15 protein-coding genes are annotated in these 12,361 nt (G+C 56.1%); 5 read left to right on the plus strand and 10 right to left on the minus strand.

All coding sequences use genetic code 11. From position 1 onward, the window contains the following. Positions 1-81 precede the first annotated feature (81 nt). The 6 genes from ACIPR4_RS01930 to cfa form a co-directional block, all read right to left on the minus strand. Positions 82-552 carry a hypothetical protein gene (locus ACIPR4_RS01930; RefSeq protein ID WP_245536427.1) on the minus strand — a complete coding sequence of 157 codons (471 nt, stop codon included), beginning with the start codon at positions 550-552 and terminating at the stop codon, positions 82-84. Positions 553-666: 114 nt separating this feature from the next. After that, on the minus strand, positions 667-1,137 hold the full coding sequence (locus ACIPR4_RS01935; protein WP_013566960.1) for an REP-associated tyrosine transposase: 471 nt from the start codon (positions 1,135-1,137) through the stop codon (positions 667-669). 156 nt (positions 1,138-1,293) lie between these two features. Then, a complete protein-coding gene (locus ACIPR4_RS01940; protein ID WP_013566961.1) occupies positions 1,294-1,677 on the minus strand; it encodes an energy transducer TonB in 384 nt (127 codons plus the stop codon). 65 nt (positions 1,678-1,742) lie between these two features. Beyond that, positions 1,743-2,138: a response regulator gene (locus ACIPR4_RS01945; protein ID WP_013566962.1), complete on the minus strand. Its 396-nt coding sequence runs from the start codon at positions 2,136-2,138 to the stop codon at positions 1,743-1,745. Between the two features lie 364 nt (positions 2,139-2,502). Further along, positions 2,503-3,045, minus strand: coding sequence for a DUF4136 domain-containing protein (locus ACIPR4_RS21375; protein WP_013566963.1), 543 nt, complete (start codon positions 3,043-3,045; stop codon positions 2,503-2,505). Positions 3,046-3,181: 136 nt separating this feature from the next. Then, entirely contained in the window at positions 3,182-4,516 is a 1,335-nt protein-coding gene (gene cfa, locus ACIPR4_RS01955) for a cyclopropane fatty acyl phospholipid synthase (protein ID WP_222829256.1), read from the minus strand. 34 nt (positions 4,517-4,550) lie between these two features. On the opposite strand from cfa, the gene ACIPR4_RS01960 reads away from it, so the two are divergent. Together ACIPR4_RS01960 and ACIPR4_RS01965 are read left to right on the plus strand one after the other, a co-directional pair. Then, positions 4,551-4,940 (plus strand): DUF6979 family protein, encoded by a 390-nt coding sequence (locus ACIPR4_RS01960; RefSeq protein WP_013566965.1) that lies wholly within the window; start codon positions 4,551-4,553, stop codon positions 4,938-4,940. Positions 4,941-4,996: 56 nt separating this feature from the next. Then, positions 4,997-5,359, plus strand: coding sequence for a hypothetical protein (locus ACIPR4_RS01965; protein WP_013566966.1), 363 nt, complete (start codon positions 4,997-4,999; stop codon positions 5,357-5,359). A gap of 71 nt (positions 5,360-5,430) precedes the next feature. On the opposite strand, the gene ACIPR4_RS01970 is transcribed toward ACIPR4_RS01965, so the two are convergent. Next, positions 5,431-5,631, minus strand: a complete 201-nt coding sequence (locus tag ACIPR4_RS01970; protein WP_013566967.1) for a hypothetical protein — start codon at positions 5,629-5,631, stop codon at positions 5,431-5,433. 135 nt (positions 5,632-5,766) lie between these two features. Here ACIPR4_RS01970 and ACIPR4_RS01975 point away from each other — a divergent pair, with 135 nt between their 5' ends. After that, positions 5,767-6,519 carry an SDR family oxidoreductase gene (locus ACIPR4_RS01975; RefSeq protein WP_041586320.1) on the plus strand — a complete coding sequence of 251 codons (753 nt, stop codon included), beginning with the start codon at positions 5,767-5,769 and terminating at the stop codon, positions 6,517-6,519. Between the two features lie 29 nt (positions 6,520-6,548). Further along, a complete protein-coding gene (locus tag ACIPR4_RS01980; protein ID WP_013566969.1) occupies positions 6,549-7,328 on the plus strand; it encodes an NIPSNAP family protein in 780 nt (259 codons plus the stop codon). Positions 7,329-7,502: 174 nt separating this feature from the next. Here the strand turns inward: ACIPR4_RS01980 and ACIPR4_RS01985 are convergent, their stop codons facing one another. From ACIPR4_RS01985 to ACIPR4_RS01995, 3 genes are read right to left on the minus strand one after another with little or no spacing between them, the layout of a single operon-like run. After that, positions 7,503-8,723: a DUF5009 domain-containing protein gene (locus ACIPR4_RS01985; RefSeq protein ID WP_013566970.1), complete on the minus strand. Its 1,221-nt coding sequence runs from the start codon at positions 8,721-8,723 to the stop codon at positions 7,503-7,505. Then, the gene (locus ACIPR4_RS01990; RefSeq protein ID WP_013566971.1) at positions 8,724-9,866 is read right to left on the minus strand and encodes a glycoside hydrolase family 18 protein; all 1,143 of its coding nucleotides are present in this window, start codon (positions 9,864-9,866) and stop codon (positions 8,724-8,726) included. Then, positions 9,866-11,032 (minus strand): glycoside hydrolase family 18 protein, encoded by a 1,167-nt coding sequence (locus ACIPR4_RS01995; protein ID WP_013566972.1) that lies wholly within the window; start codon positions 11,030-11,032, stop codon positions 9,866-9,868. Before ACIPR4_RS01995 ends, ACIPR4_RS01990 begins: the two co-directional genes overlap by 1 nt. A gap of 130 nt (positions 11,033-11,162) precedes the next feature. On the opposite strand from ACIPR4_RS01995, the gene ACIPR4_RS02000 reads away from it, so the two are divergent. After that, the gene (locus ACIPR4_RS02000) at positions 11,163-12,326 is read left to right on the plus strand and encodes an efflux RND transporter periplasmic adaptor subunit (protein WP_013566973.1); all 1,164 of its coding nucleotides are present in this window, start codon (positions 11,163-11,165) and stop codon (positions 12,324-12,326) included. Positions 12,327-12,361 lie beyond the last annotated feature (35 nt).

A 12,361-nucleotide genomic window follows, 5' to 3' on the forward strand; every position in this document is an offset into this window, starting at 1 on the left:
CAGTGTCAAACACCGAGTGCAGAGTGACCGTTCGCCGTGTATTTTTCGATGAGTGGGCATTCTCGCTCCGCGCGAACTTCCCTAATGGACAACAGGCGGTTCCGGTCGTCGAAGAATCCGCATCTCGGGCTCTTTCGTCGTGATGACCTCGATCACATGATTGAGGCAAGCGATGGAATGATGCTGTAGCGGGCCAGGGCCGGGATGATCGTCGGCAGCATAGCTCGTCTTCTTTGTCAGCTCCAATAGATAAGACCACGAAAAGATCCGAAAAAATTTGCCTTCGAACTTCTCTGGCTCTTTCGGATACTTACCGTACGTTTCGTTCACGACGGTGTACGAGACCGGGTAGTCGTAGATCACCTCAAAGAGTCGGCATGACTCATTCGACTCGATGGCAGTAGCGCCTGCGAAGAGCGCCTGTATTGCGGGCTCGTCCGTATGCGTTTTGCTCACCCGCCCAAAGTCGCCAGCCTCTTCAATCACAAGCCGCAGCTGTAACTCCCTCGGTTCGCCGATCCAGCGTAAGTAGAGGTACTCGCACTCGTTCATCTGCTGCGCTATCTCTTGCCAACTCATGCCGCTAGGATAACGGATAGTCGAGGTCAACCTCGACACTGGGTGCCCCATGTCCGGATTTTCGGACATGGGTTTTTACGCCGAGCGTCAAACCCAATCCGAAGAAATCTCTACCCGACCTCTGACGCCATTTAGGTAGTGAAGATAGCTCGAAGCGCCCCATTCTTCAGGTTCAGAGACCAACCCACGCACTACAGGATTTCGATGGAGGTATCGTAACTTCTCCCGAAACTTCGTAACCGTGAAGATATTGAAGTCGTGATATCGCGGCAGCCAGAAAGGCCTCTGCCTACTCCGCAACGTTACGGAGAGTTTGATCCCCTTGATCGCTTCATCGAGTGTCCCATTCTTCGGCTCGTCGACCAGGAGATGGACGTGCTCTGGCATCACCACGTACCCGTACACCTGAAATGCATAGCGAATACGCATTCTCTCCAGCGCATCTTCGAAAAGAGAACAAGCAGAGTCGGAGCTAAGGTAGGGCCGCCGCCCATAACAGTTAAAAGTCAGAAAATGATCGTGGCCACTTGTCTGATATCTCTTCAACCCCCGCGTCATGCGCTCAGGATACAAGATGGACGAATCAAGACCATGATGTCCTTAATTGAACTTCCGCCCCGATTTTTGGGAGATGTTCTGAGACGTATTCTCTTGAACCGCGAGCCTCCTGGAAACCCATGTCCGAAAATCCGGACATGGGGCACCCCAAAATCTCTAGATCTGCGATCCGTCTTTCGGTTTGTTATTTATCTGGAAGTTCACTGTAATCGTCGTATCGATCTCAGTCGGCTGGCCGTTGAGCAGATACGGTCTGTACTTCCACTGTCGTACGGCGTCGAGGGAAGGCTGTCGCAGTTCCTCCGGTCCGGAGAGGACCGTCAGGTCTTCGACGTCCCCGGTCTTACTAATGATGGCGTGCATGACCACCGTGCCGAGGATATGGCCCCGTCTCGCTTCCTGCGGATATACCGGATTCACCTTCGAAACGAGTAACCCTCCCACCACACCGCCTGGGACGTGCGCGGGGTTCGTCGGAGTATCCTGCGCCTGTAACGCAGACGTCAGAAGCAGCACTGCCAGTATTCCAAACCGTCGCATTCGCCCTCCCAGGTCGCGCCCATCATAGCAGGGCATTGGAAGACTGTTTTAGGGAATGGGCTAACTTAGCAGGCCGGTCTCATCTCTTTCAGCTTGGCCACCAGAACGCACGGGTCCACTGGTTTTCCAATCAGCTCGAAGTGCAGGCCCTGCACGCGGCTCTCGCGAAAGAGGTCGCCGGTGTCGGCCTGGCCGGAGAGCAGGAGGATCTTACAGCTGGGACGGGTCTTTTGCATGGCCAGGGCCGCCTGTACTCCCGTGATACCCGTCATGACGACGTCGCTGAGCAGCAGGTCGGGCTGGAAGCCTTCGAGCTCTTCCAGAATGGCTTCGCCGCTGTAGACGGCGAGGGTCTCATAGCCTTCTTTGAGAAAGATGAGTGCGAGCGTGTCCGCAATCAGGCGCTCGTCGTCGGCGATCAGAAGGCGTGTTCTGGATGCGGCGTTCGTTGGGACGGGCATGGGGCTCTCCGAAAGCTAGAGCAGACTGAAGGATGCAATGCCTAAGGTGCGGCGGAGAGACGAAAAGGCAACAGGCGCTCAAGGATGAGGGAAGGAGCGCGTTGAGAGCTCAAAGTGGCTTTTTTGAAGATTGCGGTGTCAGGCTGTTCAGCCTTCCCGCTCTCTATCATGACCCGAAATGACGTGAGAAGTTGTGATGGTAATCACGGCTGTTGGCCCTGCGCATAAACTTCGTGTGCGCATGAAGTATAGATGCGATCGTCGAAATCCTTCGGAGCGCTCTATGCGAGAGATGCCATTGGGCATGCGCACTTTAAAAAGCAAAAAAGGAGACCTGAAGGCCCCCTTTTTGCTTCTTTAGAAATTATCCCTGTTTCGGGGGAAATTTCTTGAACATCTTGTCGACAGCTTTGTAGAGCTTGTCCGTGTTCTTGTCTGGATTCTTCGAAAGCTCCGACTGTGCGGTCCCACGGAAGACGAGTTGTTTGGACTGCGAATCGAAGAGATCGACGATCAGCGTGCCCACGGGGATCTGCTCCACTATAGTGGTCGACTGTCCGCCAGCGCCTCCCCAACCGCGACCGCGCCAGCCGAAGCCGCCACCAAGACCATCGTAGAAGGTCGAATACTCCTGCTGGTTGTGGACGTTGCCGATGGCTGTGACGGTGAGATCGCAGGTTCCATCTGCAGCGGCAGGCTGCAACCCATGCTGCGTCAGGTCGCGTGTCAACGCGTCGCGCAGGCGTCCTTCCACGAGCTGGTTCGATGCGTGCAAACGGACGATGCAGAACGTACGGTAGTGTTCGAAGTGTGCACTGTGCTCGTAGTCCGTGCGGACGTCTTGCGCAACTGCACCTGCGGAGACAGCAAATACAGCAGCGATAACCAAGGAAACGATCTTTTTCATCCTGAAAACTCCTTCACTAGATGAGACGTAGCAAAGGCCTGCGCGGCGTCCGCCATATTGCGCGCTTTCGGTGCGTTACGGTGCAGTTCTTCCTTCGGCCCATGGATCGGACCGCCAACCACTAAAGTAATGCAGCCTATCGTGGCCGCGCGTACCCGTTCCGAACACCACGTTTCGACAAGACGATCTGCCAGAGGTGGAGATGCCTGGATCGGAATGCGCCAGCGCTGGACAATAGATAGTACTTCCATTTCCGGTAGAAGTTATCGGGGTAGTTCTTTTTGATCTCGGACCAAGTGCTATCGAAGTTTTCGAACCATTGCATCAGTGTCCTGTCGTAATCCGCTCCGAAGTTGTGGACGTCTTCGATGACGAACAGGCCTTCGATTCCTTTTCCGATTTGCGCCATGGAGGGAATCATCCCGTTTGGGAAGATATGCTTCATGATCCATGGTTCAACGATGTTCGATGTCGTTCCCGAACCTATTGTATGGAGTAGGAAGAGGCCATCGTCCTTGAGACACTGTGAGGCCTTCTGGAAAAAGGTACGGTAATTTTTATTGCCAACATGCTCGAACATGCCGAGGGACACGATGTGATCGTAGACCGTGTCCACGTTTCGGTAGTCCATCAGTTTCAGATTGACGGGGTATTCCCGACATAAAATGTTTCCAAGCTCAACCTGTTCCCTGGATATGGTGACGCCGTCCACGAAAGCGCCATATCTACTGGCAGCAAATTTGGCAAAGCTACCCCATCCACAACCAATATCAAGGATATGGTCGGAGTTCTGAAGCCCTATCTTTCTGCAGACAAGATCCAGCTTGGCCTCTTGTGCCTCATCGAGGGTCGTTGCATTTTGCCAATAAGCACACGTATAGACCAGACGCGAATCGAGCATGCGCTTGTAGAGGTCGTTCCCCACATCGTAATGGGTTTCGCCGACCTTCCATGCTCTCTTCGCGGTCTGTAGGTTGAAGAGGCGGGCGGTGATCCCATTCAATAAGGTCGCGAAGTTTAAACTTGTTCGATCTAGAAGTCCTGCGGTGAGCACCCTACAGAAGAATTCGTCGAGTGCTTCGCATTCCCACCATCCTTCCATGTAAGACTCACCGAGACCGAGTGAGCCCTTCAGAAGCACACGGTTATAAAACCGGTCATCGATCACCTGCGGATCCCATGGTTGATTGCCGTTGGCCGAGACTCCCGCAGATTCAAGCCATGCATCGATCTTTCTTTTTGCAAATCCGCGAGATTCCGGGCTGTGAGAAAGAGCATGAATGCCTGGAGATGATGCCATGAATTTTCCTTCCCAGAAGACCACTACGTACAGAGCAAAACAAACCGGGAAAGGGAAAATTCCCAATGCGCCAGACGCCCAGGCAGTCTCCCGAATGAGTTCCATCGAGGAAGGATTTATGCGGTGCAACCGGCTGTGATCAAAACCCGCAGATGGTCGGCGTTTGCCCATTCCATGGCCCGCTTCTAACCCGTAGAATCACGACATGGCAAACAGATACGGCGAAGCCGCCCTCATCGCCGCGCACCCGGACAAACATCATCCCAAGGCGACGCCGCTCGACCGCTGGAATACGGCAACCAAGCAGCTCTATCCCACCAGCCCCACGCAGCAGAAAAAGGGCGGACCTCGCGGAGCCTTTCTTGGCCTGTGTGAAGAAGGCCTGGTCAAGGGCTTCATCCCCGGCAGCTACTCTGCGCAGCGCATTCATAAGGACTATGCCGTTCGCGCGGTCCGTCTTCTGCTCGACGGCGCACCGGCTTCAGTTACAGGTCTCTGGCGCGAGGTCGCAGACAATCCGGAGACGCCCCACACCAGCCAGATGGATGTCGTTCTCGCACTTTGGAAAAACGATCGCATCCAGAAACCGGCTTAGCTGTATATTGGTCTTCCGGCCCCGGCTATCCAATCTGGAATCCAAAGGAAACTCGAATGAAACGTCTCCTCCCACTCCTTCTTCTCTCGGCCACCGCCTTCGCTGCGGACAACTCCGGCGTCTGGACGATCAGCGGAGACATCCAGGGCTACGACCTTGCGGAGTCCTGTACCTTTACTCAGACGGCGGATAAGATCGCCGGGCCCTGCAAGATTGAAGGCACAACGCGTGACACGACGGGCACCATCGATGGGAAGAAGATTACTTTCTCCCAGCCCGGCGAATATAACGGTCAGGCGCTGACCCTCACCTTCACAGGCTTCATGGATGACAAGGGCGTATTTCACGGATCGGTCGATGTCCAGCCGTTGAACGTTACTGGCACCTTCGCCTTGAAGAAGGAAGAACTTAAGCCTTAGTCTTATTTTTGGGCAAGGAAAAAGGTATTTCGGTTTGTCGAAATACCCTTTTCCTTTTGCGGCTAAGAAGACTACTTCGCCAGAATGACATCCGGCAGCGGAAGAACATCCACATACTTGCCGGCGCTGATACCGTCGAGCGCGAGGTTGGTCGTATCTTCCGTGCGTGTGGACAGAACGTGCAGGCGGCGAGTCGCGCGCGCCGTCGTCTGGCAGAGGCTGAAGCGATTGGGGATATTAACTAGAGCGCGGTATACCTGTTCAGATCGCATCGGTAAAACTCCATAGAAATTGAAAGCCGTAAGAGTGCAGGGAAGGGCGGCTCGAGAGCGTCCAGCGAGCGAAAAGTGGTACGGAAGGTTGCAGAGAGACTCCTCTCAGTATACGTCGGCAAGTACACTCAATCCGTGCCTAGCCTAAAAGATAAAACCGCCCTGGTAACCGGAGCCTCACGTGGCCTCGGTGCCGCCATTGCCACCGCGCTCGCCGAACAGGGTGCGCGGGTGGCCGTAAACTACTTTGCCAGCGAAGGCCGTGCTGAGCAACTCTGCTGGGACCTGAACAGCCGTGGCCTGACCACAAAGGCGTTTAAGGCAGATGTTCGTGACGAAAGTCAGATTGCCGCCATGGTTCGAGAGGTAGAGAAGTCCTTTGGGCATATCGACATCCTCGTGCCGAACGCTACCGGTCACCAGCCGTTTCTTTCGATTGAAGAGCAGACCTGGCAGTCCCATCTGGATCAACTTGAGTTCTTCGTGAAATCGCCCCTGCTGCTGCTCCAGAGCGTTCTTGCCGGGATGAAGGAGCGCTGCTTTGGGCGTGTGATTCAGATTGGCAGCGAGGTCGTCGAGCTGGGCAATCCGCGCTTTGCAAATTATGTCGCGGCCAAAGGCGCGCAGCTTGCCGCAACGCGCTCCTGGGCGCGGGAGCTGGCTCCGTTCGGGATCACGGTAAATCTTGTCGCTCCGGGATGGATTCCTACGGACCGGTCTGTCGGCGCGACGGCGGAGGAGAAGCAAGCCTACATCGATCGTGTTCCCATGCAGCACATGGGAACACCCGAAGATGTGGGGCGTACCGTTGCTTTTCTGGCTTCTGCGGGTGCGGAATTTATTACCGGGCAGAAGATCGCGGTGAACGGTGGAAACACTCTCGAATAGACTGGCTACGTTCTTCCAGGAGACCTTTCATGATGCGTCGTAAATTTCTTGCCTCTTCGCTCGCCGCAGCCTCGGCTGCTGCTCTCCCTCGGGAATCTTCCGCGCAGCCTGCTGCGGGCCGTGAATACTACGATCTGCGCAAGTACACTTTGCAGAGTGGGCCGCAGACCAAGCTTGCTGCGGACTACTTTGAGAAGGCGCTGATCCCGGCGCTCAATCGCCTCGGCATTAATCCCGTGGGTGCCTTCAGCGTTGACGTTGGGCCCGAGACACCTACGATCTATCTGCTGCTGCCGTGTAAGAACGTACAGACGCTCATTACGGCAGAGCTCGCTCTGGCGAAGGATGAAGTCTTTGTAAAAGCCGCCGCGCCTTTCTGGGCAGCGCCTGCCGCGGCACCCGCGTTCAAACGTGTGGAGTCATCCCTCTTTGCTGCGTTCGAAGGCTATTCTGTCCTGACGCCGCCAGCGAAGGGCAAGCGCATCTTCCAGCTACGCACTTATGAATCGCCTTCGAACGCGGCACATATCGCGAAGGTCAAGATGTTTCACTCGGGCGAGTTTGAGATCTTTGCGCGCGCGGGCTGCGGCCAGGTCTTCTATGGCGACGCGCTTATCGGCCCCAACATACCCAACCTTACCTACATGCTTACCTTCCCCGATCTGGCTACATTGCAGAGCTGCTGGAAGGCGTTCAGTGCCGATCCTGAGTGGAAGAAGCTGAGCGCGGATCAGCGCTTTGCGTATGAGTCCATCGTCTCCAACATTACGAATCTGTATCTCAACCCAACGAGTTATTCGCAGATTTGATGCCTTCGTTGTGCTACGGAATTTGTCATCCCGTAGCAGAGCGGAGGGATCTGCTTTTTGGAGGGGCACCCGAATTTTGGTTTCCTGAGAGATCAAGTTTGTGCGCTCCGCGCGACCCCACCCTTTCGCGATGAAGCTGCGAAAGAATGGGGCACAGAGGAGATCCACGTTGCGTTAGAGCTGCAGGCGCAGTTTCATCCGCGTCAGTAGCTCAGACACCAACAGCATCACCGCCGTGAAGACAAACGCCCGTACCACGCCCTGCCACCCATACACGAAGTGCGTGCCGAACCACGTGACGCCCGTCGCGGCCAAAATGTAGAACCAGATGTCTGGGAGCAGATAGGTCAGCAGCGTGTTCGAGCCGGCGGACTTCACGAAGAACGCCCACTTGCTGTATCGCTTCACGTCGCAGACGTAATACAGCAGTGTGAAGAGAAGGATGCACGCGCCGATGGTGTACAGGCACCACGTTGGCGTCGCGCGGATCTTCGAGATACCGAGCGGATGCAGCAGGCGCGCGACGATCAGTGTGACGACAGCGAAGACCAGGGCAGGTATAGCCTTCTGTCGGAACGTCGCGAACCTCGGTTCCAGGAAGAAGATCGTGGTGAGGGTGATGCCTGCGAAGGCAATCGAGGCCATCGATCCATTGACGATGGGAAACTTGTACCAGGGCAGATCAAGGTGGATCCAATGCGCCGTGCTGGCGATGCAGAACACCGTCATCGCCACGAACCAGACCGCAGGCGCCCACAACCATCGGCGCGTTGTCAGGTAGAGCAGCGACACGGAGAAATACGTGTAACCGATCAGGCCGAGGATCTCTGGATAGCCATAAGAGAACCAGCCTACGCCGCCATCGCGCGCTGTGTGGCGATAAAGAATCGCCAGCCCGACAAGCAGAACGAATCCCGCAGTGCGCAAGCCGCGATAGAGGTTGCAGCGGAGCCTATCGGTTGTCTTTGGATAGACCAGCCAGATCAGGATCGCGGCGAAGAGGGCCAGCAGCCCCCAGATATATCGGCCCAGTCCGTGCATAAGTGCCGGATCGCCGCGCCCGCCGTTCTCAAGAATGATTCCCAGCACAAGCAGTGCCGCCGAGCGCAGCGCAATGTATCCCAGCAGCGTGGCCGGACTGTCTCCTTTGCGGATGCGCGCATTGAGCGCCAGCGGGATCGCCATGCCGAGGATGAAGAGAAAGCCAGGAAAGACCATGTCGACGTAGGTCATCACGTCGACTTTGCCGGGGGCGTGGTACGTCCACCAGGGCAGGCCTTTTATTTCGGCTAGTTCGTTCACAAAGATCATCAGCGCGATGTTCAGGCCGCGAAAGATATCCAGCGAAAGAATCCGTTGCGGCGCGAGTGGATGTGGTCCAGCAGAGGTTGCCATCTATTTCCCTTTTGGTGTTGCGTGCAGGCCCGCGTTAATCGCGTCCAGAAGAACGTTGTCAGGATCGCCATTGTAGGCCCAGAACATGATGCCACTCAGGTGCTTCTCGCGCACATAGGCGCACTTGCGCTTCATGGACTCAGGATCGTCATAGGTAATGAAGGTCTGTGTCGCAGGGTTGTAGAGATAGGGCACGGCGGAGGCCGCGTTCCAGTAGCGCGTGAAGCCCGATCCCGGTGCAAGCTTCTCTTTGGCAATTTCTGTATAGAGCACGTCGAACATTTTGTTCTTCGGCACTGGCTGAAACAGACCGTGGTTCGCAGGCGGAACACCGGTCCAGCCGTGACCGTAGAAGGGAACGCCGAGAACGATCTTCTCGGGAGGGACGCCCGCGGCAAGATAGTCGCGCACCGACTGATCGTCGGAGAGCTTCTTCGGATCGGCGGGATCGGTGAAGAGTGGCGAGTGATTGCCGGTCGTCGGGTCACTGCGATCGTAGTAGTCGTAGCCCATCAGGGCGATGGTGTCGACATATTTTGCGACCTGCGCCAGCTCCGTGCTGTTGATGAAGAATCTGTTTCCGTTGGTCGCGGTTGAGGTGACGAGGTGCTTGTGCAGACGTCTGCCTGCAGTGTCGAATGCCATGCGCAGGTAGCGCAGAAGCAGTGTGTAATTCTGCTTGTCCGCTGCGCGGAAGCGTCCGCTTGGGCGCGGGAACGCCGGGTACTCCCAATCGATGTCGATGCCATCGAGCTTTTGAGCTTCGACCAGATGCAGGCAGCTTGCGACGAACTTAGCCCGCGAGGCTGGCGTCAGGGCGATGTCCGAGAAGTCCTCCGAGCGCGCGAAGCCTCCTGTGGACACTACGATGGTCAATGCAGGGTTGATCTTTTTCAGCGAGACCAGCGTTGCCAGATCGCTGGCCTGCATCGGTGTCGGTTCGGCCAGCGCGCCGTCCCTGGTGTCGATGAAGGCGTAGTGAATCCGGGTCAGCTTCTTTGCCGCAATGTCGTTCGCGTTAAGCGCCTGTCCGCGCGAGAAGACGTACCCGATGATCTGTGAAGAAGAAGTTCTCTGGGCCCGGACGCAGGGAACAGCGAGAAGACCAGCAAGCAACGGGAGCAGGGAGGTGCGGATTTTCATTAGCGGGCTGTCGCCTCATTTGTGGGATGAAGTCCGATGTTGATCGCATCGAGAAGTACGTTGTTCGGATCGCCAGTGTACTCCCAGAACATCATGCCGCCCAGGTGATGTCCGCGTACATACAGGGCTTTATGCGCCAGCGACTCGGCGTCCTCATAATCCACCCAGGTCTGCGTGGTGGCGTTGTAGAGATAGGGCGAGTCCGAGCTGTAATCCCAATAGCGGACGTAGCCAGAACCCGGTGCCAGAAGCGTCGAGGCGATGCTGCCGTAGTTCAGATGAAGGTTGCGCGCGCTCGTTCCGGGCTGGAATAAACCATTCTTGGTTGCTTCTACCCCAGTCCACCCCTTTCCATAGAATGGAACACCCAAGACGATTTTGTTCTCCTTTACCCCCGCTGCAAGGTAGTTTTGCACCGACTTGTCCGAAGAGACGTGCTTTGGATCGTCAGGATGGGTGTAAAGGGAGGAGTGATGCCCTGTGTTCTTGTCGCCGCCATACATGTCGTAGGTCATCAGGTTGATGGAATCAACATACTTCTGGACCTTGTCCATCTCTGTGTGCTGCAGGAAGTTGAGGCTACCGCCCGTAGCAATCGAGGTATAGAGGTGTTTATGCTGCCGCCGTCCCTCGCGATCAAAGCGAATGCGTAACTCCTTCAGCAGGAGGGTGTAGTTCTCTTTATCTTCGGGACGGAACTTGTTGTGGTCACCCTCCAGGCCGGGATACTCCCAGTCGATATCGAGGCCATCGAGCTTGTACTTCGTCACGAAATCGACGGCGCTGTCGATAAAGATCGACCGTGTCTTCTTGGTAAGTGCCATATCGGAGAAGTTCTTTGACCACGTCCATCCCCCGACCGATACAAGGATCTTCAGAGAAGGATTTTGCTGCTTCAGACTCGTCAAAACACCAAAGTTTTCCGCATCATGTGCAAATCCTTCAGCCACTTTATTATCTTTCACGTCAGCAAAAGCGTAGTTGATACGGGTCATCTTGGTTGCCGCGATTTCGCTGGGCGAAAGAATGCGATCTCGTGCGAAGACGTACCCAATGATCTCCGCGTGGTTGGGCACGGTGGAGGTGACGGGAGTGGTTCGTGCCACGGCAAAGGGAGGAAGAAGTATTCCAAAAAGCAGGGCACGAACGGAAAGACGGCGTAGCATGGAGACTCCTCAAGCGGGCATGTTTGAATCACTCTCGAACGAATTTATTCCCTAGTCAACGGACATTTGGTTGAATATTTTCAATCGCTTTCCCGATTCGACTCATCTTGAAGGTGACAAGGAGCCATTTGTGCACGTTTTTTCCCATGACTCTCGCCCCGGTGTGTCCGCGAACCCGGAGCCACATCCGATCTGCCATGCTACAAAAGTTGCCATCGGGTTTGCACTTCTGGCTGCTCTGGTGGCTGGCTGCAGCAAACCCGCCGCCGCTCCTCCCGCCGCCCAGGCCATGCCTGTTAAGGTGATTCCGGTGGAGTTCAGCGCCGTGCCCAGCAGCGACACCTATGTCTCCACGGTCAAAAGCCGCCGCTCCGCCACCATGCAGCCGCAGATCGACGGCAACATTACACATATCTTCGTGGTCTCCGGACAGAAGGTGAAGGCGGGACAGGTGCTGATGCAGATCGACCCGCTCAAGCAGGTCGCCGCTGTGCAGTCGCAGCAGGGGCTGGAGCAGCAGCAAAAGGCGGTGTATCAGTACAACCAGACCGAAGTGGAGCGCCAGCGCAAGCTTTTTGAGGCAGGTGTCACCTCGCGTCAGGTTTACGACCAGGCCGTGCAGTCCTTCCAGAACTCGAAGGGCGCCTTTGACTCCTCGGCCGCCAGCACGAACACCCAGCGTCAGCAGCTCGCGTACTACCAGATTCGTGCGCCGTTCGCAGGTATTGTGGGCGACGTCCCCGTACATCTAGGGGATTATGTCTCTCCCACAACGGTGCTCACCACGGTCGATGAGAACAAGGACCTCGAAGCCTATATCTACCTCCCCACGGAGCAGGGCTCGAAGGTGCGTCCGGGGCTTGCCGTGGACGTCCTTGATACGGTCGGCGCGGTCCTCACGCACTCGACGATCTCCTTTGTCTCGCCGCAGGTAGACAATGGCCTGCAGAGCATTCTTGCCAAGGCGCCGATTTCCCCTCAGGGAAATATGATCCGCAATGGCCAGATTGTGAACGCACGGGTCACCTGGTCCACCTCGCAGGCGCCCACTGTCTCTGTTCTTTCTGTTACGCGCATCGGCGGACAGACTTTTGTCTATGTGGCCACGCCGAAGGGCAGCGGCTTCTTCGCTCACCAGGTCGCGGTCAATCTTGGAGAACCGATCGGCAATGACTACCCCGTTCTCTCTGGACTGAAACAGGGCGATCGTGTGATCGTCTCGGGTATCCAGTTTCTTCAGGAAGGTGTTCCCGTGCAGCCCATGGGCCCGCAGCCCGCCGGTTCCAAGAGTTAGTTTTGATCGAAACGAAATGAAGCCTGCGGGAGCGA

This window comes from Terriglobus saanensis SP1PR4, assembly GCF_000179915.2.
GTDB lineage: Bacteria > Acidobacteriota > Terriglobia > Terriglobales > Acidobacteriaceae > Terriglobus > Terriglobus saanensis.